This is a genomic window from Pseudomonas sp. SDO5522_S412 (assembly GCF_054071215.1).
In genome coordinates this window covers 1-23,370 of the sequence record NZ_JBSVWQ010000002.1, presented here as the reverse complement: position 1 = coordinate 23,370, position 23,370 = coordinate 1, and the positions used below count along the sequence as shown (strand labels likewise).

Here is a 23,370-nt window from a genome sequence, read left to right as displayed (position 1 = left end):
CTGCGGGAGGCGTTAAACTGCGCGGCCTCACTCTGCAGCAAAACGAGACCTTCATGGCCAACCACGACCTCGCGTTCACCCCCGACCTCGATCCGGACTCCATCTCTTCCGACGTCATCGGCTTCAACGGCATCCTCGTCTCCACGCAAATCCCTACCCGCGCCGACGGCAGCCTGGAGCTTGGCGACATCACCCTGCAAAGCGAATGCACCCTGCAAGCCCTCAAGGTGGCCCTGGAACGTGCCGGCAGTTCGATTGACCGGGTCATGCACTTGACCATCTACCTGACCGACATGGCCGACCGCGCCGCGTTCAACGAAGTCTACAAGCGCTACTTCGCCAAGCCCTGGCCTGTGCGTGCGGCGGTTGGTGTTGCCGCCCTGGCCGTCGAAGGCATGCGGGTTGAAGTCACTGCGATGGCCGCCAAGGGCTGATCAGGAGCGTCGTTCAATATTCGACGCCGCCGGTAGCCAGCGCAGCAGATCCACATCATTCATGGGCCGGGCGAACAGGTAGCCCTGCCCTTGAGTGCATCCCATCGCGAGCAACGACTCGCGCTGCTCCTCCGTCTCGATGCCTTCCACTACCACGGACATCCCCAGGGTTTCCCCCAATGCCAGGGTACTGCTGACGATTGCCTGGCAGCGCGGTTCGTGGAGCAAGGTGCGGATAAACTCCCCGTCGAGCTTGATCTCGTTGAACGGCAACTGGCACAGGCGCTGCAACGACGAGAAGCCTGCACCAAAGTCGTCGATGGACAACTTGCAGCCCATCATGCGCAGGCGCACCAGGGTTTCCAGGCTGGTGGCCGGGGCTTCCAGCAGGCCACTTTCGGTGAGTTCGAAGGTCACGCTGGCAGGTGCCGTCTGGTGCAGCGAGAGGATGCCCTTGATCACTGCGGTCAGGTTGCTGTTGGTCAACTGGCTGGCATTCAGGTTGAACGACAGGTCAAGCGCCAGCCCGGCGTTTTTCGCCAGTCGCTGCAGGCTCAGGGCCTGGTTCATCTGCATGAACAACAGCGTATCCAGCAAGCCGCAGCGCTCCAGCACCGGCATGAACACGGCCGGCGACAGGATGCCGCGCAACGGGTGCACCCAGCGGGTCAGCACCTCTACGCCGCAGACGTCATCGGTATGCAGGTCGACCTTGGGCTGGTACCAGGCCTGCAGTTGCTGTTCGTTGAGGGCCCACCGCACTTCTTCATCGCTGGCCAGGCGTACCGGTGCAGCCTTGGGTGGCGCGACACCAGGGCCACTGGAGCGCTTTTTTAGCAGGGTCTCCAGGGCGTGGGCCTGCAACGGCTTGCCGACGTCACCGAGCATTTCCAGGCCCAGCAACGAAACGATCTGCTGCACCGTGCGGCGCACATCGGCCGACAGTGAGCTGCTGATAATCACCGAGCCGACCAGTCCCGAGTGCCCCACCTGCTGAAGAAACTCCAGGCCATCCATGCCGTCCATGCACAGGTCGCACAGGGCAATATCCACCCCGCCCACCTGTTGCAGCACCGTCAGCGCCTGCACACCGTCTGCGGCCTCGAATACCTCGTGGCAACCCAGTTGGCGCAGCAGGCTCACTGCGACGGCACGTTGAAAAGGATGATCCTCGAGTACCAGCACGCGTATGGGAAAACTCGTCATTGAAGTCGGCTCATCTGAAAGGAATAAGGTCGCCCGGGTATGACGCCGGGCGTGTCGCAGCGGTTTAGAGCACGGGCAACTTGACGATTTGCTCGGTGGTCATCACATCGCCGAAGGTGTCCTCGACTTCGGCCAGTGCCGATTGATGCAAGGCGTCCTTGTCGACGCTTTGGCCATTGAGACGGGTGATCGCACGGGTGGCGGAAGCATCGGAAGCAACGATCACGTTGAAACCCAGTGGCGCTGCATCACGGGCGGCACCGGCGACACAGGCGTGGGTCATCAGGCCGCTGATGATCAGCGTGTTGATCCCGGCCTTGCTCAGTTGTGTGGCCAGGTCGGTGCTGGCGAACACGCTTACGGTGTTCTTCTGCACCACGTGGTCCTGAGGGCGTGGCTGCATGTCCTTGTGGAACTTTACGGTCTCGCCATCAATGGCGAATACCGCAGCGCCGGCCGGCGACACGTGCTGCACGTGGTAGACCGGGATCTTGTGGCTGTCGGCGTAGTTGATCAGCTCGCGGGTTTTCGCCAGGGCACTGGCGCCATCCGGGATTGGCATGCGCCCGGTGAAGTATTCGTTCTGGAAGTCGATCACGATCAGCGCGGTCTTGGCGGCCGGCAATTGCTTGATCTGCTCGGCACCCGACATGGCGCGGATGGTCGGGTGATCGTTGGCAATAGCAGCACCGCTGGCAACCACGGTGGAGAGCACGCAAGCGGCCATGAAGCGACGGGTAAAACGTTGCATGGGGTTTTTCCTATTTGTAGGTGATGGTGAAGTTCGCGGTGGCGTTGGCAATACCGGGCTGCGGCCCGGAGGCGTCGCCGGCGGTCTGGATGTAGCGGGCACCGAACTGCAGGTTGGTGGTGCCGTCCTGGACCGGCATGATCGGTACGTCGACGCCCAGCGGCAGCACGGTTCCGTCCTGCTTGAGCACCTGTACCGCCACGCCGCTGGCGGTGGCTTCAGAGTTGAGCCCCAGGACTCCCTGGCCGGCATCGACAATCACCGACCCCTTGGCGCCATCCAGGCGGATGTTGGCGGTGTTGCCCTGGAAGTAGTTCCAGGTCGGATTCCCCGCGTACGTCCCGGCAATGCAGTTATTCAGCGGGATATTGAAACTTTCGGTTGGCGTGACGCTGCCGGGACCGTTGAACACGCGCTTTTCCCAGTTGTTCAACGGAACGTCGATGATGCTGCCCACGCCTTCGGGCATGCTGCAGCCGGCCACGGTCACGCTGCCGGTCAGGCGACCGTCGATCCAGTCGAACGGCGTACCGTTGTTGTTGATCGTGACGGTGTACACCTGCAGGTTGCCGAAATCATTGACGCCTGCCGGGATCGGTCCGGTTTTGATCAGGATCAAGCTGTTATTGGTATTGGAGGCGAAACCACCGGTATTACAGCTGGCGTACGTCAGCGGGAAGTACCAGTTGCCGGAGGTCCGGCACAGAAAGCTGGGGCGGCTTTCGTTGACCACGCCTACCCCGATTCCCGGTATGTTCGTCGCGTACAGTTGGCTGCCTTGCACCGCGCCAATGGCGGCGGTGACCGCGGGTAACTTGGCACCGAGCATGTTGGCCTGGATTGAAAACGGTACCGTCGTCGTGCAGTTGATGATCGGGAAGCGGGTGTACTTGACCAGCCCGATGGTTGACCCCACCGGCGCATCCTGAGGAATGTACACATCCCCGATGGGGTGTACGCTCTGGGTCGCGCTGGTAGACGCACAGTCGGCCAACGCCATCTCTGACAGGGCAAACGGTGCCACCGCCAGCGCGCTCAACAGCACGCGTTTTTTCCACTTGTTTATCTGTTTCATGGACGAACTCCTACGCACACAGCGTCCATCACCCGATAACCGTCGGTGGCTGGCGTGCTGCTGATATCCAAATTGATTTCACACTGCTGCGCGGCGTTGCCACCCCATTTCATGGTGTAGGTGACACCTTTGCCCGCCGACAGCAGCACTTGTCCGGCCTGGCCGACCACGCCGACACTGGCGCCCTGGTCGTCCTGCACGGTGGTGCCGAAAGGCAAGAGCGAGCCGTCCTGCAAGCGGACGTTGAGCAGTATTTTTTCCGATCGGCCGGCGGCGAATACCGCCTTGACCACCGCACCGCGACGCGGCACCACGTTGGTCACGCCTTCGGCGATGTCGACGCTGGTGTCCAGTTCGCTGGTGTCCACGGCCACGCGGTTCTTGCGATACGGCGTGACGTACGGCACCAGGGCGTATCCGCGGTCATTGGTCAGGGTGCCCGGGGCATTCAGCAGGCCGACCTTCGGCGTGTCCTTGACCTCCACCAGCGCCACGGTTTCACCCAGGGTTTGGCCGAATTCCACGCCATCGGCATGGGCCAGCACCGAGCCCGCCGCGCTTACCGAGGTCTGCCGGTAGCCCGAGCCGACGCTCACACCGGCGCCCAACTGGGCAAACGGTGCACGGTAGCCCAGCAGTGCCGAACCGTTGTTACCGGTGTTTTCCACGCGGTTGGCGTTGACGTTGTAGTTCAGGTTGCCATCGCGACCACTGAGGCCGGCCCGTTGATCCAGGCTGCCGTCATTGTTGCGGGTGACGCTGAACGTACCGGTGCTGCGGGTTTGTCCCAGGGGCATGGACACAGTGAAGACCACCTGGTTGTTGGAGCCGAAGTCGTCTGTCAGGGTCTTGCTGGCGTACACGCCATAGGTCACGCCCTTGTACTGGGTGTTGAAACCCAGCTGCATCTGCTTGTCTTCACGGGACGTGCCCCAGTAGTTCTGCTTGCTCAGGTTCAAGTACAGCGAGCCGTAGTTGTCCAGGGCCTGGTTGACGCTGGCCTCGACCTTGCTGCGCTTGGAGAACTGGCTGTAGTCGTTGGGTTGCTGCAAATCCACGGCTTCGCTGAAGTCGCGATAGCCTTCGGTGGAATAGCGGTAACCGGCGAAGCGCACCGAGGTGCCGCTTTCAAATGCCTTCCCGTAGCGCAGGCCGATGCTCTGGCCTTTTTTGCTGTCGCCTTGGGTGGTGACGGCCTTGGGCACGTCGGTCTGCGCCTGGGTGACGTCGACCGAGACGGCGCCGATGCTGCCCAGGCTCTTGCCCACGCCAACCACACCGGCACGGTAAAAATCAGCCCCCAGAAAGCCGCCGTACAGGGTCAGGTCGAACGGCAAGCCATAGGCCAGGGACGCCTGGGTAAACATCGGCCGCTCGCCGCCGTTGGCCGAGTTGTATTCGCCCACAGTCGCGCTATAGCGCCAGGTGTTTTCCCGCAGCATGTTGGCCAGGGTTGCGTACGGCTGGGTGAAACGTCGTTCACGGCCGTCGGCTTCGGTGATGATCACTTCCAGGTCGCCGCTGCCCGAGGCGGCGTTGAGGTCGTTGATTTCAAACGCACCCGGCGCCACGTAAGTGGTGTACAGCGAGTAGCCGTTCTGGCGCACTTCGACCTTGGCCTGGGTTTCGGCGATGCCACGGATCACCGGGGCGTAGCCCTGCATCGAGTCCGGCAACATGCCCATGTCCGAGGCCAGTTGCACACCGCGAAACGGCACGCTGTCGAACACATCGCCAGGGGTGAAGCTCTCGCCCATCGTCAGCGTAGCCTTCAGCGGTGTGATGTCCCGTTGCGCGTAGGTATTGCTGCGCTGCCACTGGCGGCCACCTTCATCGCCCTGGCGGAACGAGGAGCTGGAGCGAAAACGCCAGTCGCCGAGGTTGAAACCACCGGTGGCATACAGGTTGTACTGATTGCCGGTGCCCCGGGCGTCGCTGTTGGTTTGCGCAGCGGAAAACTGGTAGTTGAGCATCGCGGCGTTGATGCCGCGGTCCCATTCCGACGGTGCCACGTAGCCGGCCGCATCCCGGCTCAGGGCGATCTGCGGCACGCTGATATCCAGGGCCAGGTAGTTGGCGTTGAAGGTCACCGAGGCGCCTTCGATCAGAGCTGCCAGGTCGATGCACGCGGGCAGTGTTTCGCCGGGCACCTTGAACGCATCCAGCTTCACCCCGAGTTCCTTCAGAAAGGCCTCGGACAGGCATACACGTACGTCATTGCCCTGCTCATCCTTGATGAAGGTCATGTCACGCCGGTCGAAAAAGCTCTGGTTCAGGCGAACCAGCACCGGGTAGGTACCAGGACCGATGCTGCCGCTGTTGGCCACCGCATCCAGGTCGAGATTGGGCCCGGCCCCGGCGCCGCCAAACGACTGCATGAAGCCGGCATCGAACTTGGCAGGCTCACCGGCCACGGCCAATTCACCGGCACAGGCGGCCGCCACGGCGACCCACAAAGGCAAACGACTAAAGCTGAAGGAGTTATCGATTCGCATGGCAATACCCGGCCGCCGCGCCACAGTCGCGGCACGCGCAAACGTCTACAGGAAGAAAAGGAATCAGCGGTTCAGTGGCACGGTCTGCGGCTCGCTGTAGCCGCCGTAATCATTGATGGCCGAGAACACCACTTCGCCGGTTGTGCCTTTGAAGCCCGACAGGGGATAACGCTGGCTGCTCATCGGCGCGACCATCGTCGGCTCGTTGACCTCGACGCTCTGGCCGGCAGACTTGGCGGTCACGCCAATGAACGAGATATGGAACGGCGACGGGTTATTGACCACCAGCACGGCCCTGCCCTGTTCCTGCGCGAGGCTCCAGGTCAGCTGCGACGGTGCTTCCATCGCATTGCCCTTGAGACCGGCCGGGCGATAGAACAATTTGACGCGGGTGCGCATGGCAATCTTCAGCGTATTGGCGTTGCCTTCGCTGGCCACCGGGATTTCCTGGGCGTTGAAATAGAACACCGATTCACGGTCGCTCGGCAGGTTGCCGGCGACTTTCTGGATGCGCACCATTTGCTCTTTGCGCGGGTCCAGTCGGAACAGCGGCGGCGTCGACACAAAGGGCGTGGCGGTGGTCATGTCATCGGCTTCGGTGTTGACCCAGGTCTGCACCATGTACGGCTGCGCCGTGGTGTTGCTGACGGTGATCGACGCGTCGCGTTTGTTGCCGTCGAACACGATCCGCGTGCCGCCGAGCATCACACCGGCCTGGCTGGCCGTGCTGAGCAGTGCAGTACTGAGCAACAGCGCCAGGGCCGATGCCTTCTTGAAGGGGGAAACGTTCATTTCGATCATCCTCTTGCCGTGAGCGAGGGGATGGCCGCTGCGCGCTTCAGCGCTGCAGCGGCGCATCAACAGGGCTTACTGGTACTCGACGGTGAACGCAGCCTTGGCGTTGGCCGGGCCGGAGGTCGCAATGCCGGTAGCGATGTAGTTGGCGGTGAAGCGCAGCGGCTGGGCCAGGTCCAGGTACGGAGCCGATTCCAGGCCCAGTTGCACGTCCTTGTCGGTGGCGTCCTTGATCTGTACTGCAACGTTGGTGGCGTGACCGGCGTCCGGGGTGATGCCGATCCACTGGCCGCTGGCGCCGGCAGTGCCGCTCAGGGACAGGAATTTGACCACGGCGCTCTTGCCGGTGACGCTGCAACCTGGGGCGTTGGTGTCGATAGTCAGGGAGAACGCGCCGCCACCGGCAACAGCACCAACGGTAGCCAGGGAAGTGGCGGGCACGTCGCCCAGGCCCACATCGCCAGCACCGGCCGAACCGTTCAGGTCAGTCACGACCACCGGGCAGGTGTTGTCGGTTACGGAACCGACGAAGTTGATTTCACCGTCAGCAGCCATGGCAGCCTGGGAACCAGCGGCGAGGATGACAGCGGCAAACAGACCTTTAAGCGCAAACTTGTTCATAACGTAATCCAGAGAGTGAGGAAAGTCTGAAGCCCGGTGAGGGCTTCAATCAGGTTGCAAGGCCCGGTCCGCTTGGTCGGTGGGGCCGTTCAACGAGGCTCAGTATCGGGTGTGGGGTGGGTTGACTACGTATGAATGGTGCCGCGCTCTTGTAGGAAATTTCCTAGTGGATAGTTCACTGATAATCCAGTGTGAACACCGCGGCACCGTTTGCCGGCCCGGGGGTTACGGTGCCTTGAGTTTGCAGGTAGCGCGCTTGCAGCGGGATGGCAAAGCTGGCGCCTTCCAAGGACGTCAGGCTGGCCTGGAACCCCGCCACCATGGTGCCCAAAGGTACGGGCACTGCTGTGCGGCGAGCGATCTGGATGCCGACACCTGTCGCCGCCGGCGCCTCGCCGGGTGCGCTGTTGGTCAGGCTCATCACGCCATTCGCCGCGTCGATCACGCCGTTGACCGGGTCCAGTCGGAAGTTCACTGCGTTGTTGGTGCGAGTACCGGGCAACGTGCTGCCGTCGTTACTCCATTGCGGGCCAGTCGTTGAAAAGTAGCCGTGGAACGCCGGGCAATTGAGCAACTGGATGTCAAACTCCTTCCATGGCGTGCCATTCCCGACGCCGCCCAGTTCACTGACCCGATAACTGCCCAGCGGCACCGGCACGTCCGGTGTGGTGCAGGTACGCGAGACGATGTTGATCGTGCCGGAGAAGTTCAGCCGCAGCACGGGCAGGATGTTGTCGGTGACGATGTCACGAACGACCGAAGGAAAGTTTGCTCCGTTGATCACGCCGGCCGCCACATTGCCGGTCTTGATCAGCGACACAACCAATGCCATGTTTCCAGGTGCGGAGTTGATCCCGCAGTTGGCCATCATCGTGTCGCAGTTGGGCATACTCCAGGTGTAGGGCAGCACGTCACTGCGAAACCAGATCACCACGCCGACTCCGGCGACCCCAGTCTCGTAGGTCTTGCCTCCGTAGGGAGAGCCCATCCAGGCGGACAACGGCAATGGCGTGGCGGTGAAGTAATCCCGTTCCAGCGGCTGAGCTGTCAGGTTGAGGCAATGTAAATTGGTGGTGGTAGTAGGCATGAACGTCTGGCGATAGATTTCACTGCCAACCGGCAGGTCGCGCCCCACGGTCAGGTTTGCGCCCAACAGCGGCATGGTGGCAATGATCGGCTGGCTGCCCAGTGGGTTTGTTGCCGGATTGAGTTCGCAGGTGCCGGCAACAGCCTTGGCACTGCAAAAGGCGACACCGGCCAGCAGGCCAGATAGCGCCAGCAGGCGCAAGGCCCAGGGTTTCTTCTGAATCATGTCAGTTTCTCCTTCAGAGCATTATCGGGCCGCAACCGCCGCCACGGGATCGGGGGTGCACACCGCATCCACCTGGCGCAGTTGCTGGCCATCACGTTTGCCCGCAGGCAGCGTCAAGGCACATTGCTGGTTGGCCTGGGTGCCCCAACTGATCAACAGCCGGTGCGCGTTTTCCTTGATTCGGGCATAAAGCTGCCCGCCCTGCCCGACCATGCCCACCGACACGCCACGGTCATCCACAACCGAGGCGCCGAACGGCAACGTGCTGCCATCGGCCAGGCTGACGTTGAGCAGCAAGGCTTCACCAGTGCGGGTGCCGTATTTCAACGCCACCACGGCACCGGCACGGGGAGCGACTTGCTGGCTGGTTTCGCTCAATTCCACGTCCAGTGAGGTACCGACTGGGTCGATCGCCACTTCGTTGAGTTCATAGGGCCGCAGGTACGGCACGACGGCATTGCCGCGCCCATCGAGTTTCAGGCCGGGGTAACCCACCACTTTTGCGCCCGCTGCACCGGGAGCGCTGACCACTGCCATGGTGTCGCCCCGGTACGGTGTGAACGTCACCCCGCTCGGGTGAGCTACCACGCTGCCACTGGCGTTCAGCGATAGGCTGTTGTAGCCCTGGCCATTGTTCAGAGTGCCACCGACGATGGCCTTGGAACCGGTGTATTGGCCGTTGAGGGCTGTGCTGTTACTGGCACTGGCACCGTCGTGACCGGCAGTCGCGCTGTAACTGTACTGGCGGTCTTGCCCGGCGGTGCCGCTCACAGTGGCTTGCTGGCTGACACTGCCGCCGGTGTCGCGCATGACCCGCGCCGACAGTTGCGGACGATTGATCGAGTCGCCAAAGCCCAGCGGCAGGCTGACGGTGAACAGCATCGAGTTCTGCATGCCGCCCAGCCCTGCGCGACTGCGGTTGGCGCTGATGCCGTAGCTCACTTGGTTGACTTGCTTGTTGTAGCTGAGCTGGTACTGCACATCGCTGCCTGGCAGGTTCCAGTAATTCTGGGTAAACCCGCTGAATGCCACCTGGCCCCAACCGCCCAGGCTCTGGTTGGCGGACAGCGTCAAGCGGCTGCGAGGCCGGCCGTACAGGCTGGTGTCCAGGCCATCACGCTCGGCTGCGAGCAGTTGTACGGCGTTGCTGAAGTCCAGGTAGCCCTCGGTAGAGAACCGCGTAGCCGCCAGGGCGAAGTTACTGCCGGTACTGAGAATGTTTTTGCTGTACGTCAGGCGCAGGCTCTGGCCGCTTGAGCTGCCGCTGCGCAGTTGGGTCTGTGCGTGTGTGACGTCGGCCGCCAATGCGCCGATCGGTGTACTCAAGGCCAGGCCGCCCAGGGTTGCACGGTAGTCGTCGCTGGCCTGGACACCGCCGTAGCCGGTAAACAGGTTGCTCAACCCTCGTTGGTAGGTGCCCTGCACCACCTTGGCCTGGCGCGAGATGTAATTGTTGCGGGTTTGCCCTGCCGTCAGGTTGAAGCGCGAGGTACCGGGTCGCAGCAGTTGAGCGGTCGCGGCGAACGGCACGATAAAGCGTTGCTCGCTGCCGTCAGCCTCGTACACAGTGACGTCCAGGTCACCGCCATAACCAGTGGAATACAAGTCGTCGATCACAAACGCGCCCGGCGCCACCGTGGTTTCGTACAGCAGGTTTCCCGCCTGGCGCACCGCAACACGTGCGCTGGTGCGGGCGATACCGCGAATCACTGGCGCATAGCCGCGCTGGGATTCGGGCAACATGCGATCGTCGGTGCCCAGTTGCACCCCGCGATAAGCCAGGGTGTCAAAAATTTCGCCGCTGGTGTTGGCCTCGCCCACGGTCAGCTGGCTTTTCAGCGACGTAATGTCGCGCTGGGCATAGGTATTGAGCGTCTGATAAGTCTGGCCACTGTCTTTCTGCCAGTTCAGCGAACCGTTATGGCGCAAACGCCAATCGCCCAGGTTAAACCCGGCATTCAGGCCCAAATACGCCGTGTCGTAGTTACCGGTGCGGGTCTGGTTGTGGTTGGCGTTCAGGGTGTAGCTCAACATCGCGGCGGTAACGCCCCGGTCCCACAACTCCGGACTGACGGCATTGCGCGCATCACGGCGCAGGGCAATCTGCGGAATGCTGATGTCGAGCAACTGGGTAGACGGCGAGAATGCAGCGGTTGCGCCGTCGATCAGCCGCGCCAGTTCCAGGCACTGCTTACCGCTTTCCAGCTCAACAGTGGCCTCTGGTGTCAGGCGGCGCAGGTCGACGCCGATCATCTCCAATACTGCTTTATTGACACACACCACCGGGCTGCTGCCATCGGTTTCGGCTTCAATACGGATGTCTTGACGGGTCACCAGGCGACCGTTGACTGCAACGTCAGCGCGGTATTCGCCCGGCAGCACCGGATTGCCTTTCTGGTAAGGGCTCAGGTCGAGACTGCGGGAGTCTTGGGGCAGGAATACGTCGTTGAACTGTACCTCTTCATCGGCATGTGCATCCTGGGCCAGCAATGCGCCGGGCCCCAGAACGAAGGCATTTAGAATAAGCACTGTCAACGGATTCAAGGCAAAGCGCTGCCGTGCCCGCAGGTCAGTACCAGGGCTGGAGAACGTCGTCATAAGTCACTCGTGGGCAGAAAGGCTCACATCGGGATCAGGGTTTGAGTGCCTGGCGGGTTGGCAGTAACGCGCCGTAGTCGTTGATGGCGTTGAACTCTACCGCCGCCCCACTCCCGGGCCGCGCCTTCAAGTTCGGTAGCGGGAACATCCGGGTCTCCCCTGGACCGACCATGCCGTTTTCACTGGTGTAGCGTTGCCCGCCCGCCACCAGGCTCAACTCCACCTGGGAGACGTGGAATGCGCTGGGGTTGTAGGCTTTCAGCGCAAAGCCCTTGCCTTGCTGTTCCAGCGACCATTGCACCTGGCTGATGGCCTCGGCGGCGCTGCCTGGCAAGTTGTCTGGCCGATAAAAAATCTTGATCCGCGAACGGAAGGCCATCTGCAATACGTTCAGGTCCACCGGGCCTTCGGCTTTCGGCGGGATCTCTAGAACGTTGAGCCAGAACACCGACTCTTGGTTGGTGGGCAACGCCGTACCGGTATACATCAGACGCAGACTCTGGCCCTTGCTCGGGTCGATACGCGACACCGGTGGCGACAGCACAAACGGCGCACGTGCGCGGCTCGGGCTGGACTCCAGGTCGCCACTGTCGACCCACGACTGCACCAGCACCGGGCGGGTGCCGTTGTTGTTCAATTTAACGGTGATTTCCTTCTGGCTCGCGGGGTAAACCAGACGAGTACCGGTGATCACCACACCAGCGGTGGCCTGGGAACAGGCCAGGCTTGCCAGCAGTGCCAAGGCACCGAGACGGCGAAGTTTCAAATAGGACATCACGCACCTCTACGGTGGTTCTGACGCGCACCGCGTCGTATCGCGGGTGCGCGTCAGGGCCAGGCTTATTGGTAGTCGATGGAGTACGTGACCGAGCCGATCACCGTGCCCGGGGTGGTGGCACCCTGGGCGATGTACTGCACGGCATACGGCATGTTGGCGGCGCCGCTGGCATCGATGGTGTTGCGGGAGGTGTTGGTGCGCTGGTTGGTGTTGCCGGCCCGGATCACCGAACCGTTGGAGTTGTCCACCAGTTGCAGTTGAACGTTGGTGGCAGTGCCGGTCATATTGCGCAGGTTGAAGCTGACGGGATCGACGCTGGTACCGGCTTCGAAGAATGCCGCTGCGGTGGTTGCGGTGCCGACACAGTTGGTCAACTGGATATTGAAACCCGTTTGGCCAGCGACTTCGCCAACGGTGGTCAGCAGACCGGTGGAAATGGTTGGCAATGTAACTGTGGCCACGGCCGGGGTGACAACGCCGTCAACGGCGATGGTGCAGGTCTGGTTGCGCAGTTCACCGTTGAAGTTGATGGTGCCATCAGAGGCGTGAGCGAATTGGACGGCACCCGTGGAAATCAGTGCAGCGATCGCCAAGACTTTGCGATTCATGGAACAGCTCCAAATCAAAGGATAAAAGCCGTCGCGAATGCCTGAATGGTTTGCCTGGTGCGGAATGCGTCCAGTAATGGAACAAACCAGCGGCGTTGAGCGACGGGTCCATGATCGGAGGCTTCAGGGATTGGGGACGTAGTATCTAGCCCTGAGACTTGTAGGAAAATTCCCACGCAAAGAGATTGCCAACTCGCCTGAGGTTCAGGCGAGGTAGCGCTCCAGCCGTTCGCCGAGTTGCTCCATCTGTTGATGCAATGCATCCACTGTCTCGGTCAGTCGCATGGAGTCTGCTTGTCGGGTGGCGGCTTCCAGGTCTTCGCAGCAGCGGATCAGTACTCGGGCCTTGATGATCCGCGCGCCCCCTTTGACCCGATGCGCGATGTCCGCCAGGCCTTGCAGGTCGTGGCGGGTGAACAGTTGCATCAGGCGCGCCATGTCCTGCTCATTGCTGGCGGCAAGGTCACCCAACAAGCTTTTGATCGAAGCAATGTTGCCGCCGGCCAGGTGCTCGACGCTGGTCAGGTCAATATCGTCATCTGCAGCAAATCCAGGGTGTCCACTCCCCGGCTCCGTTGCCAGGCCTGCCAGGCGCGCGCTCAAATCCTTGAGGCTGATGGGCTTGAACAGGCAGTCATCCATGCCGGCGGCCAGGCACCGGCCCTTCTCTTCCGGCTGTGCATTGGCGGTAAAACCAAGGATCAGGCTCGGTGGCAATCCACGGGCCGCCTCGTCGGCACGAATGGCCCGGGCCAGTTCGTAGCCGTTCATCAGAGGCATATTGCAGTCAGTGATCACCACGTCGAATTGCCCGTTGCGCCAGGCCCGCAAGCCATGGGCACCGTCCTCGGCATCCTCGATCCGGTGGCCCAGGTAGTTGAGTTGCTGGGTCAGTAACTGACGGTTGGCCGGGTAATCATCGATCACCAAAATGTTCAACGCGTGGCTCATTACTGTCGGCTCGTCCTCGACCGGAGCAATGTCTGCCAACGGCTCAAGGGTGGTCAGGTCCAGCCTCACGTCGATGCGCGTGCCCTGGCCCAAGGTGCTGTTGAGGGTCAGGCGCCCGCCCATCATTTCGCAGAGTGTGCGGCTGATGACCAAACCCAGGCCGGAGCCGCTACGTGCGGACTGGTCATTGTTGCTGGCCTGGGTAAAGGGGCTGAACAGGCGTTTCTGGTCCTCTTCGCCAATGCCCATGCCCGAGTCCTCCACCTGCAGCCTTACGCCCAGCTGTTCCTTGCCCGCCTCCGTTCGCACGCTCAAGCGCACATGGCCCTGGGCGGTGAACTTGATGGCGTTGCTCAACAGGTTGGACACGATCTGCTTGAAGCGCAGCGGGTCGATCAACACATCACGGTTGACGCCGGCATCCAGGTCGAGTTGCAGTTGCAGCTGTTTCTGCCGTGCCAGGCCTTCGAAAATGCGCACCACCGACTCCAGCAGCTCCCGCAGGTTAGCGCGCTCGGGGTTCAGGGACAGACGCCCGGACTCGATGCGGGCAATGTCGAGGATGTCGCCGATCAGGTCCAGCAAGCCGCGTGCTGCGCCGGATGCGACATCAATCGCGAAGCGATCCATCACGCCCTGGTCAGCCTTTTTCGTCGCCAGCTCGAGCATGCCGATCACCGCGTTCATCGGTGTGCGGATCTCATGGCTCATGGTCGCCAGGAAGGTGGTCTTGGCGCGATTGGCGGCGTGAACGTCCTCCAGCAGGCGCTGGCGCTCGCTGATATCAATCCAGCCGGCGATCATGCCGCTGACTTCGCCGGTGCTGCTACGGTATGGCAGCATCCAGTGGTAAATGGTCAGTACGCGGCCATCGGGCATGATCAGGCTGCGATCCTGCAACTGCGCCTCACCGCTTTCCATCACTTGCAGGTAATCCCGGTGATATGCGGCGGCCTCATCCGGGTCGCCCAGCACACCGTCCAGTACGGTCTTGCCGATCACCTGCTCGCGTTCCACCTGGAACACTTCCAGGTAACCACTGTTGCAGATCAGCAACTTGCCCTGGCGATCACGCACATAGATCGGGTGCGGCGTGCCGTTGATCAAGACTCGCATGAACTCAACCTGATCGCTCAACGCCTGCTCGGCCTGCTTGCGCTTGCGCATCAACATCCGCAGGTAGGCGATCCAGCCCAGGGCAGTCACCAGCAACACGGCGGCAACCCCAAAGCCCTGGATAATTGCGCTGCGGTTGCGCAGCCAGTAGCTGTCGCCTACCACCACTTCGCTGCGCCAGCGATTGGTCAACTCGTCCATTTCCTCGGGGGCGATGCTGAGCAGCGCCTTGTCCAGGATCGAGAACAATTCCAGCGAGCCGCGGGCCGTGGCAAAGGCCATGCGCGAGTTGGTTACACCCACGGTGCTGGTGATACGCAAGCGGTCACGGTATTGCCGGGAAATCATATAGCGCGCGGTAATCAGCGAATTGACTGCCGCATCGGCCTCGCCATTGGCGACTTTCTCCATGGCGTCATGGGCGCTGTCGGCATCTACCAGGCGGATGTCCGGGTATTGCTCGGTCAGCATGTCGCGGCTGGAATCACCGCTGATCACCGCCAGGCGCTTGCCGTGCATATCGTCCAAGGTATTGGGGCTGCTCGGTGCAGTACGAGTGACCAGGACAAAGGGCGTGGCCAGGTACGGACGGGTAAAGCGCAGGACCGCTTCGCGCTCCTCGCTGGGGGTGATGGTGATGAGCAGGTCGGCCTTGTTGCTGGTGATTGCGTCGATCATCTCGCGCACCGAACTCACCCGCTGGATATCGAACTTCAAGCCCGTGCGCAGGGCCACCTTGGCCAGGACGTCGGCACTGATGCCGCGGAATTCGCCTTCGGCGCTGTAGAACGACATCGGTAGGAAGTCTTCATCAATCGCCACGCGCAATCGGGGATTCTTGTCCAGCCAGCGCTGTTCACTGACACTGAAATGCAGGGGATGCTGGCCTGGCATGCTTGCACCCCCGGCGCTCCAGCGGCGCAGGATGGTCTGGCGCTCGGTGACCGGGATCGCCGCCAGTGACGCATTGATAATCCGCAGCAGGCGCGTGTTGTCGCGCTTGACCGAAAAGGAAAAATTGCTGACCTCCATGCGCGAGAAGTCGGCCAGTTGCACGTTGTTCAGGTAGTTGCGGTTGATCAGATAATTGGCGCTGATCGCATCGCCCAGGTATACGTCGGCCTGGCCGAATGCCACGGCGCCGATGGCGCTGAGGGTGGACGGGTAAAGCTGCAAGCTGGCCTTGGGGTAGAAGTCTTCGACCGCTTTGGGCGGCAGATAGTGATAGAGCATCGCCACACGCTTGCCGGCCAGTTCCGGGTCGAGGTTCTGGCTGTCACCGACCCGGCTGACCAGGGTCGGCTGATCCTCGGCATAGGCGTCGGAAAGTTGAAGCTGCGGGTCGGCTGCCTCAAAACCGTTGGAGCTGCCCAGCATATCGACATCACCCGCCTTGAGCGCAGCCAACACCCCATTGCGTGAGGCATACCGTTGCACCCGCACTTTCACGTGCAGTAACTGCTCCATCAACTGCGCGTAGTCGGCCGTGATGCCTTCGTAGTCATGGCGATTGCTGGTGATGCTGAACGGCGAGTAGTCCGGCGCCGACGAGCCGAGCACCAGCGTGCCTTTGCCGCGCAGCCAACTCCAGTCGGCCTCGTCGAGGCCTACACTGTAGTCGCTGACGTCGGAACGCCCGTGCAGCTTGAGCATTTGCGGCGCCGCCAGGGCGTTGCCCAGGCCGCAGAGCAACAGGAAACCCAGCAGGCCGTGTCGAAGAAGTGTGTTCATTCAGATGAGGTTGTTGCGCTTGGCAAAATCGGCCAGATACACCACCGATTTGACGTTGAGTTTTTCGATCAGGCGCGTCTTGTAGGTACTGACCGTCTTGTTGCTGATCAGCATGGCGTCGCCAATTTCCTTGTTGGTCAAGCCCTGGGACAGTTGTTGCAGGATGGTCAATTCGCGGTCAGAGAGGTTCTGGATCAGATCATGATCAGTGGCTTCCAGATCACTGCGCCGTACCGAGCTGTGGGCCAGGTTGGGGAAGAAGGTGTAGCCGTCCATCACCGCCTTGATCGCCTTGGTCACCTCCTCCATGTCGTTCGTCTTGGAAATGAACCCGGCCGCACCGGCTTTCATGCAGCGCATGGAATAGAACAGTGCCGACTGAGAGGTGAACACGAGGATTTTGCTCGGCAGGCGCAGGGATGCGATGCGGTTGAGCACTTCAAGGCCATCGAGCTTGGGCATGCCGATGTCGAGAATGATCAGGTCGGGCACATGCTCCCGGGCCAGTTGCACCGCATCGGCGCCATTATCGGCCTCGGCGACTACTTCGAACTGAACCTGGCTGAGCAGCATTTTGACGGAAGAGCGAATGAAGGGATGGTCGTCCACAACCAAAGCGGTATACATGTAACCTCCTGTAAGGCGCGCCGGAAAGCTCCGGTGACAGAAGCACCTGTGACGCAAAACGATGGATAAGCGACCAGCCGACGCCTCGCTCAAGTTACACGAACACGACTGAAGTGTAGGAAAATTCTGAAGTTTTGCCGCCTAGCCCACCGGCGAACTTAACGGCTGCACATCTTCCCGCGCCAGCCAATGCAGCAGGTCGTGGCCGGTCATCGGCCGGGCCAGGAAAAAACCCTGCCCCACCTCGCAGCCCAGGCTGATCAGCGCGTCGCGAATATGCCGGTTGCTGACGCCTTCGATCACCAGGCTCATGTCCAGCGAGCGGGCCAGCGCCAGGGTGCTGCCGACCATGGCCTGGCTGCGTGGTTCGTTGAGGGTGCGGATAAGGTCGCCATCGAGCTTGATCTGGTTGAACGGCAACTGGCACAGCAGCTTGAGTGACGAAAACCCCACGCCGAAATCATCAATCGACAAGCCGCAGCCCATCAAGCGCAGGCGCAGCAGGTTTTCCTGGGTCGGCGGCTGCAGGTCCAGCAAGCCGTTTTCGGCCAGCTCGAACACCAGCACCGAAGCGCACAGGCCGTGGCGTTGCAGGGCACCCTGGATATGCTCGATCAGGCCGTGGCGGGCCAGTTGGGATGCATGCAGGTTGAACGACATTTCCAGCACGGCGCCCTGGCGATGCAGCACGGCGAGCAATTTCAGACCTTGCTCCAGCAGTTGCTTGAACATTTCATCAATCAGGTCATAGGCCAGCACTGCCGCGAGGAAATCCTTGGGCAGCAGCAAGCCCCGGGCCGGATGTTCCCAGCGTACCAGCGCCTCGACGCCTGCGAGGCTGCCATCGTTCATCATCCGCTTGGGCTGGAACCAGCCGCGGAACTCGCCCAGGGCCAGTCCCAGTTGGATCTCTTCTTCGCTGGGCAATGGGACCCGGCTCGCGGGGTTGAGTACGGGCGGCGGTGCCGCGCGATAGCGTTTAAGCAAGTGATCCAGTGCCGGCAGTTGCAACGGCGTGCTCAAGATACCCAACAGCTGCACACCCGATAAAAACTCCAGATGCCCCAGGGCCCGGCGCAACTCCGGGCGCAGCTCATTGGACAATCCAACGGCCTGCACCAGGCCGATCTGGCTGGCATAGCGCAGAAATTCCACCTGCTCGGAGCCCTTGTCCCCCAGGTTGCAAAGCACGATATCCACGCCGCCCGTGCGCTGCATCTGGATTATTGCCTGTTCGCTATTGCTGGCTTGCAACACCTCCCGCACCCCGAGCCGTCGCAACATATTGACCAGGGCGCTGCGCTGGGAACTGTGGTTTTCCATAACCAGGACACGTGGTGGGGCCATCGTCATCAACCGTTTTGCAGACTCGAAGGCCTTAATAATGGCGAGGTGGCGTAACCTTCAGCGAAGGAAGTCGCCTGCCAATATGTAGGAAATTTCCCACGCAAAGCATCTGCCACCGGGCAACTCGCGGGTGCCGGTCGGGCATTTCGCAGCTACAATGCCCGCCTCCGTGACAAGCCTGACTAAAAAAACTATGTCCTTGCCCAAGCATCACCTGGAATTGCTCAGCCCTGCGCGCGATGTTGCCATCGCCCGCGAGGCCATCCTGCATGGCGCCGACGCCGTGTACATCGGCGGCCCGAGTTTCGGCGCGCGCCATAACGCCTGCAACGACGTGAGCGATATCGCGCAGTTGGTGGAGTTCGCCCGGCGCTACCACGCGCGGGTGTTCACCACCATCAACACGATCCTGCACGACAACGAGCTGGAGCCGGCGCGCAAGCTGATCCACCAGCTCTACGATGCCGGCGTCGACGCGCTGATCGTCCAGGACCTGGGGGTGATGGAGCTGGATATCCCGCCCATCGAGCTGCACGCCAGCACCCAGACCGACATCCGCACCCTGGGCCGGGCCAAGTTCCTCGACCAGGCCGGTTTTTCGCAGCTGGTGTTGGCCCGTGAGCTGAACCTGCAGGAAATCCGTGCGATTGCCGATGAAACCGATGCCGCCATCGAGTTCTTCATCCACGGTGCCTTGTGCGTGGCCTTCTCCGGCCAGTGCAACATCTCCCACGCCCAGAATGGCCGCAGCGCCAACCGCGGCGATTGCTCCCAGGCCTGCCGCCTGCCCTACACCTTGAAAGATGACCAGGGCCGTGTGGTTGCCTTTGAAAAGCACCTGTTGTCGATGAAAGACAACAACCAGAGCGCCAACCTGCGCGCCCTGGTGGATGCCGGCGTGCGTTCGTTCAAGATCGAAGGCCGCTACAAGGACATGGGTTATGTGAAGAACATCACTGCCTATTACCGTCAGCGCCTCGACGAGATCCTCGAAGACCGTCCGGACCTGGCTCGCGCGTCCAGCGGTCGCACTGCGCATTTCTTCCTGCCGGACCCGGAAAAGACCTTCCACCGTGGCAGCACCGATTACTTTGTCACCGACCGCAAGGTTGACATCGGCGCCTTCGACACCCCGACCTTTACCGGCCTGCCGGTGGGGGTGGTGGAAAAAGCCGGCAAGCGTGACTTGCAAGTGATCACCCATGAGCCGCTGTCCAACGGCGACGGTCTCAATGTGCTGATCAAGCGTGAAGTGGTGGGTTTCCGCGCGAACATCGCCGAGCCAAAAGGCGAGTTCGAAGAAGACGGCGAGAAGCGCTACCGCTACCGCGTCGAGCCCAATGAGATGCCGGCTGGCCTGCATCAGTTGCGCCCGAATCATCCGCTGAACCGCAACCTGGACCATAACTGGCAGCAGGCTTTGCTGAAGACTTCCGCCGAGCGCCGTATCGGCGTGTCGTGGGCGGCTCGCCTGCAGGAAGATCGCCTGGAACTGACCGTCACCAGCGAAGAAGGCATCAGCGCCCGCGTTGCCCTGCCCGGCCCGTTTGGCGTGGCCAACAAGCCGGAACAGGCCCTGGAAACCCTGCGCGACCTGCTGGGCCAACTGGGCACCACCCAGTACCACGCCACCGCGATCGAGCTGGATGCGCCGCAGGCTTTCTTCATCCCGAATTCGCAGCTCAAGGCCCTGCGCCGTGAAGTGATCGAGGCGCTGACCGAGGCGCGTATCCAGGCCCATCCTCGGGGCGGCCGCAAGGCGGAAACCACGCCGCCGCCGGTGTACCCGGAATCGCACCTGTCGTTCCTGGCCAACGTCTACAACCAGAAGGCCCGCGACTTCTATCACCGTCACGGTGTGCAACTGATCGATGCGGCGTATGAAGCCCACGAAGAAACCGGCGAAGTGCCGGTGATGATCACCAAGCACTGCCTGCGGTTCTCGTTCAACCTGTGCCCCAAACAGGCCAAGGGGGTGACGGGGGTGAAGACCAAGGTCGCGCCGATGCAGTTGATCCACGGCGACGAAGTACTGACGCTGAAGTTCGACTGCAAGCCTTGCGAGATGCACGTGATCGGCAAGATCAAGGGCCACATCCTCGGCCTGCCGCAACCGGGCAGCGTGGTGGGTTATATCAGCCCGGATGACCTGCTCAAGACCATCCCGCGCGGCGCACATTGAGTCGCCGGTGAGCGTCATGCTACGGCGTGACGCTCATCACTGTTTTCGAACGCCACCACCAACCCCGCTGCAATCCCGCCGCCGCTAGCAAAATCGCCGCCACGCCCAGCCATTGCATCCAGCCCAGCCGATGCCCAAAGGCAATCCAGTCGACGAAGATTGCTGCGATCGGGTAGATAAACGACAGCGCGCCGGTGATTGCCGTCGGTAACTTCTGGATCGCGCCATACAGCAATACGTACATCAAGCCGGTATGCACCACGCCCAGGGTCAGCAATGCGGCCCAGGCATCCATCGACGCCGAAAGGCTGTGCCACTGCATCAGCGGTGCCAGCAGCAAGGCGCCCGTGGTCACCTGGATCAACGCCATCAAATGCGGCGGCACCTCCTTCAAGCGCTTGATGATCAGCGCGGCAATCGCGTACAAAAACGCCGCACACAGCGCCAATGCCACGCCCACCAGATAGTCATCCCCGGTATTTGACTGATCGCCATGGGCAGTGACAATCGCCAGCATTCCCACGAACGCCACGCTCAGCCAGGCGAGCTTCTGCACGGTGATTTTCTCGCCCAGGAACACTGCTGCCAGCATCACCAGCATGAACGGCTGCACGTTATACACCGCTGTACTGATGGAAATGGATGCCCTGGCGTAGGACTCGAACAGCAGCAACCAATTGCCCACGATCGCCACGCCGCTGAGCATCGCCAGCCCGAGTTTGCGGTAGTCCAGCAAGTCCAGGCGCAGATAGCCGAGCAGCCAGCACACCACCAGCAACGTCAGCGCGCCGATCACGCAGCGCCAGAACACCACTTCGACTACCGGCACCCCCGATACCAGCACGAACCAGCCGATGGTGCCGGATATGAGCATGGCGGCGACCATTTCCCATGAACCGCGACGTATGGATTTGTCCATGATTGAGCTCCTCAAGTGAGGCTCAATTATGGCAATCTGGCCTGTAGCGACTCCATATTCTAAATAAGGCGAACCTTTCATTTCGCCTATTCTTATTAGGCAAACCTGAGCAATCGCTTTCGGAGCGACCATGATTGACAGCATTGACCAGCAACTGATCGCCGCGCTGATGGACGATTCGCGCCTGTCCCTCAAGGCCTTGGCGGGTATCACCGGCCTGTCCTCCCCCAGCGTCGGCGAGCGGCTGCGGCGCCTGGAAGAGCGTGGCGTGTTGAAGAACTACACCGTGGACATTGACCCCAAGCATTTTGGCTATCTGCTGCAAGCCATCGTGCGCATTCGCCCTTTGCCCGGGAAACTGCAGGAGGTGGAGCGCCAGATCCAGGCGATCCCCGAGTTCACCGAGTGCGACAAGGTGACCGGCGATGACTGCTTCATCGCACGCCTGCATGTGCGCACCATGGACCAACTCGACACACTGCTGGATAAGCTCAACGCTTACGCCGAAACCAACACCGCCATCGTCAAGAAAACCCCGGTAAAACGCCGATTGCCACCACTGAGTGATTCATGATTCTGAGTCACTGATGCAGTGACGGGATCGCTATTCTGTCAATCCAGGGCGGTGTTTATGCTTGATCCACACATTGGAACAACAGGCGTAAACACCATGTATGTCATCACCGGAATCACAGGCAAAGTTGGCGGCGCCCTCGCGCGCTTTCTCCTCAACGATCGTCAACCCGTGCGCGCAGTCATTCGCGATGCCGGCAAAGGCGCCGTATGGGCCGCCCTTGGTTGCGAGGTCGCCATCGCCAATATGGACGACGCTGCGGCCCTCACTGAAGCATTCAAGGGTGCCACCGGCGTGTTCATCCTGCCGCCTTCGGATTTCGACCCGGAGCCGGGTTTTCCCGAGGCGCGCAAGGTGATTGCCGCCGTCGCTCAGGCCATTGAAGCGGCGGCCCCGCAGAAAGTTGTTTGCCTGTCGACCATCGGCGCCCAGGCCGAGCACCTGAATCTGCTGACCCAACGCACCTTGATGGAACAGGCGCTGAGCGCGTTGAACGTGCCGGTGACCTTTTTGCGTCCGGGCTGGTTTATGGAAAACACCGCCTACGACGTAATCACGGCCCGTGAACACGGAGTGATCCACAGCTTCCTGCAACCGCTGGATAAGACCGTACCGATGATCGCCACCGCCGACGTCGGCCGCCTCGCTGCGCAATTGTTGCAGCAACACTGGAGCGGGCGTCGGGTAGTTGAGCTGGAAGGCCAATGGGTCAGCCCGAACGACATCGCTCGCACGTTGACCGAAGTGCTTGGTCGTGGTGTGACAGCACAGGTGGTGCCTCGCGATGCGTGGGAGCCGATGTTTCGTGAGCAAGGCGCGCAGAATCCAATGCCGCGCATGCGCATGATTGATGGGTTTAACGAAGGTTGGATCTGCTTTGAGCAGGCGGACGTGGTTAAGGGTGAGACCACATTGCTCAAGGTGCTGCGGGAGTTGGCTGCAAAAACCTGATGCTATGGCCTGCAAGCCAGCTCAGTGATTGGGTACATATCCGTTATTTGGGTAACGGCGGCGTATGGTTTCGCTCTTACAGCGAGTCACTTTGCAAAAGCGGCAAAGTCCACCAAACGGCATTGCTCCGCGGGCCGCCGCTCCGCAATACCTGCGTTCGGCCTCGGGCTTATTGGGGCAGTCAGATCAAAATCAAAAGCAAAAGCACAGCGGCCTCCCGGCCGGCTTGAGTGTTAAAAGCAAAGACCAGAGCGAAAACAGATCTGCTTTTCTGTGGGAGCGGGCTTGCTCGCGAAAAA

The 23,370-nt window shown here is 61.4% G+C and carries 18 protein-coding genes; 4 read left to right on the top strand and 14 right to left on the bottom strand.

Going from position 1 to position 23,370, the window contains the following annotated elements:
• Positions 1–53 precede the first annotated feature (53 nt).
• Positions 54–434 carry a RidA family protein gene (locus tag ACW9I6_RS00825; protein ID WP_003217799.1) on the top strand — a complete coding sequence of 127 codons (381 nt, stop codon included), beginning with the start codon at positions 54–56 and terminating at the stop codon, positions 432–434.
• Here ACW9I6_RS00825 and ACW9I6_RS00820 read toward each other — a convergent pair whose 3' ends face one another.
• From ACW9I6_RS00820 to ACW9I6_RS00760, 13 genes are all read right to left on the bottom strand, one after another.
• Entirely contained in the window at positions 435–1,640 is a 1,206-nt protein-coding gene (locus ACW9I6_RS00820) for an EAL domain-containing response regulator (RefSeq protein ID WP_093209901.1), read from the bottom strand.
• A 64-nt stretch (positions 1,641–1,704) separates the two neighbouring features.
• On the bottom strand, positions 1,705–2,391 hold the full coding sequence (locus ACW9I6_RS00815) for a cysteine hydrolase family protein (RefSeq protein WP_063030246.1): 687 nt from the start codon (positions 2,389–2,391) through the stop codon (positions 1,705–1,707).
• A gap of 10 nt (positions 2,392–2,401) precedes the next feature.
• The gene (locus ACW9I6_RS00810) at positions 2,402–3,466 is read right to left on the bottom strand and encodes a fimbrial protein (RefSeq protein ID WP_087693813.1); all 1,065 of its coding nucleotides are present in this window, start codon (positions 3,464–3,466) and stop codon (positions 2,402–2,404) included.
• Positions 3,463–5,961 (bottom strand): fimbria/pilus outer membrane usher protein, encoded by a 2,499-nt coding sequence (locus tag ACW9I6_RS00805; RefSeq protein WP_457338701.1) that lies wholly within the window; start codon positions 5,959–5,961, stop codon positions 3,463–3,465. The genes ACW9I6_RS00810 and ACW9I6_RS00805 overlap by 4 nt, the downstream gene beginning before the upstream one ends.
• 63 nt (positions 5,962–6,024) lie before the next feature.
• Positions 6,025–6,753, bottom strand: a complete 729-nt coding sequence (locus ACW9I6_RS00800) for a fimbrial biogenesis chaperone (protein ID WP_457338700.1) — start codon at positions 6,751–6,753, stop codon at positions 6,025–6,027.
• 75 nt (positions 6,754–6,828) lie between these two features.
• The gene (locus ACW9I6_RS00795) at positions 6,829–7,377 is read right to left on the bottom strand and encodes a fimbrial protein (protein WP_457338699.1); all 549 of its coding nucleotides are present in this window, start codon (positions 7,375–7,377) and stop codon (positions 6,829–6,831) included.
• A gap of 175 nt (positions 7,378–7,552) precedes the next feature.
• On the bottom strand, positions 7,553–8,689 hold the full coding sequence (locus ACW9I6_RS00790; protein WP_087693810.1) for a fimbrial protein: 1,137 nt from the start codon (positions 8,687–8,689) through the stop codon (positions 7,553–7,555).
• Between the two features lie 21 nt (positions 8,690–8,710).
• Positions 8,711–11,287, bottom strand: a complete 2,577-nt coding sequence (locus ACW9I6_RS00785) for a fimbria/pilus outer membrane usher protein (protein WP_177123397.1) — start codon at positions 11,285–11,287, stop codon at positions 8,711–8,713.
• Positions 11,288–11,321: 34 nt separating this feature from the next.
• The gene (locus ACW9I6_RS00780) at positions 11,322–12,062 is read right to left on the bottom strand and encodes a fimbria/pilus periplasmic chaperone (RefSeq protein ID WP_087693808.1); all 741 of its coding nucleotides are present in this window, start codon (positions 12,060–12,062) and stop codon (positions 11,322–11,324) included.
• 65 nt (positions 12,063–12,127) lie between these two features.
• Positions 12,128–12,673 (bottom strand): fimbrial protein, encoded by a 546-nt coding sequence (locus ACW9I6_RS00775; protein ID WP_457338698.1) that lies wholly within the window; start codon positions 12,671–12,673, stop codon positions 12,128–12,130.
• A 204-nt stretch (positions 12,674–12,877) separates the two neighbouring features.
• Positions 12,878–16,471: a transporter substrate-binding domain-containing protein gene (locus ACW9I6_RS00770; protein WP_457338697.1), complete on the bottom strand. Its 3,594-nt coding sequence runs from the start codon at positions 16,469–16,471 to the stop codon at positions 12,878–12,880.
• Positions 16,472–17,098, bottom strand: coding sequence for a response regulator transcription factor (locus tag ACW9I6_RS00765; protein WP_087693805.1), 627 nt, complete (start codon positions 17,096–17,098; stop codon positions 16,472–16,474).
• Between the two features lie 141 nt (positions 17,099–17,239).
• On the bottom strand, positions 17,240–18,421 hold the full coding sequence (locus ACW9I6_RS00760; protein ID WP_235616461.1) for an EAL domain-containing response regulator: 1,182 nt from the start codon (positions 18,419–18,421) through the stop codon (positions 17,240–17,242).
• 217 nt (positions 18,422–18,638) lie between these two features.
• Between ACW9I6_RS00760 and ACW9I6_RS00755 the strand changes: the two genes are divergently transcribed.
• Entirely contained in the window at positions 18,639–20,627 is a 1,989-nt protein-coding gene (locus ACW9I6_RS00755; protein ID WP_457338696.1) for a peptidase U32 family protein, read from the top strand.
• A 19-nt stretch (positions 20,628–20,646) separates the two neighbouring features.
• Here the strand turns inward: ACW9I6_RS00755 and ACW9I6_RS00750 are convergent, their stop codons facing one another.
• The gene (locus ACW9I6_RS00750; protein WP_457338695.1) at positions 20,647–21,546 is read right to left on the bottom strand and encodes a DMT family transporter; all 900 of its coding nucleotides are present in this window, start codon (positions 21,544–21,546) and stop codon (positions 20,647–20,649) included.
• A gap of 130 nt (positions 21,547–21,676) precedes the next feature.
• On the opposite strand from ACW9I6_RS00750, the gene ACW9I6_RS00745 reads away from it, so the two are divergent.
• Both ACW9I6_RS00745 and ACW9I6_RS00740 read left to right on the top strand, forming a co-directional pair.
• Positions 21,677–22,120, top strand: a complete 444-nt coding sequence (locus ACW9I6_RS00745) for an Lrp/AsnC family transcriptional regulator (protein ID WP_003217805.1) — start codon at positions 21,677–21,679, stop codon at positions 22,118–22,120.
• A 96-nt stretch (positions 22,121–22,216) separates the two neighbouring features.
• A complete protein-coding gene (locus ACW9I6_RS00740) occupies positions 22,217–23,071 on the top strand; it encodes an NmrA family NAD(P)-binding protein (RefSeq protein WP_003217807.1) in 855 nt (284 codons plus the stop codon).
• The last annotated feature ends 299 nt before the right edge of the window (positions 23,072–23,370 follow it).

Bases quoted from the DNA above. Each gene is read 5' to 3' on its own strand.
- ACW9I6_RS00825 (WP_003217799.1), top strand. From the start codon at position 54: ATGGCCAACCACGACCTCGCGTTCACCCCCGACCTCGATCCGGACTCC.
- ACW9I6_RS00820 (WP_093209901.1), bottom strand. From the start codon at position 1,640: ATGACGAGTTTTCCCATACGCGTGCTGGTACTCGAGGATCATCCTTTT.
- ACW9I6_RS00815 (WP_063030246.1), bottom strand. From the start codon at position 2,391: ATGCAACGTTTTACCCGTCGCTTCATGGCCGCTTGCGTGCTCTCCACC.
- ACW9I6_RS00810 (WP_087693813.1), bottom strand. From the start codon at position 3,466: ATGAAACAGATAAACAAGTGGAAAAAACGCGTGCTGTTGAGCGCGCTG.
- ACW9I6_RS00805 (WP_457338701.1), bottom strand. From the start codon at position 5,961: ATGCGAATCGATAACTCCTTCAGCTTTAGTCGTTTGCCTTTGTGGGTC.
- ACW9I6_RS00800 (WP_457338700.1), bottom strand. From the start codon at position 6,753: ATGAACGTTTCCCCCTTCAAGAAGGCATCGGCCCTGGCGCTGTTGCTC.
- ACW9I6_RS00795 (WP_457338699.1), bottom strand. From the start codon at position 7,377: ATGAACAAGTTTGCGCTTAAAGGTCTGTTTGCCGCTGTCATCCTCGCC.
- ACW9I6_RS00790 (WP_087693810.1), bottom strand. From the start codon at position 8,689: ATGATTCAGAAGAAACCCTGGGCCTTGCGCCTGCTGGCGCTATCTGGC.
- ACW9I6_RS00785 (WP_177123397.1), bottom strand. From the start codon at position 11,287: ATGACGACGTTCTCCAGCCCTGGTACTGACCTGCGGGCACGGCAGCGC.
- ACW9I6_RS00780 (WP_087693808.1), bottom strand. From the start codon at position 12,062: ATGTCCTATTTGAAACTTCGCCGTCTCGGTGCCTTGGCACTGCTGGCA.
- ACW9I6_RS00775 (WP_457338698.1), bottom strand. From the start codon at position 12,673: ATGAATCGCAAAGTCTTGGCGATCGCTGCACTGATTTCCACGGGTGCC.
- ACW9I6_RS00770 (WP_457338697.1), bottom strand. From the start codon at position 16,471: ATGAACACACTTCTTCGACACGGCCTGCTGGGTTTCCTGTTGCTCTGC.
- ACW9I6_RS00765 (WP_087693805.1), bottom strand. From the start codon at position 17,098: ATGTATACCGCTTTGGTTGTGGACGACCATCCCTTCATTCGCTCTTCC.
- ACW9I6_RS00760 (WP_235616461.1), bottom strand. From the start codon at position 18,421: ATGGAAAACCACAGTTCCCAGCGCAGCGCCCTGGTCAATATGTTGCGA.
- ACW9I6_RS00755 (WP_457338696.1), top strand. From the start codon at position 18,639: ATGTCCTTGCCCAAGCATCACCTGGAATTGCTCAGCCCTGCGCGCGAT.
- ACW9I6_RS00750 (WP_457338695.1), bottom strand. From the start codon at position 21,546: ATGGACAAATCCATACGTCGCGGTTCATGGGAAATGGTCGCCGCCATG.
- ACW9I6_RS00745 (WP_003217805.1), top strand. From the start codon at position 21,677: ATGATTGACAGCATTGACCAGCAACTGATCGCCGCGCTGATGGACGAT.
- ACW9I6_RS00740 (WP_003217807.1), top strand. From the start codon at position 22,217: ATGTATGTCATCACCGGAATCACAGGCAAAGTTGGCGGCGCCCTCGCG.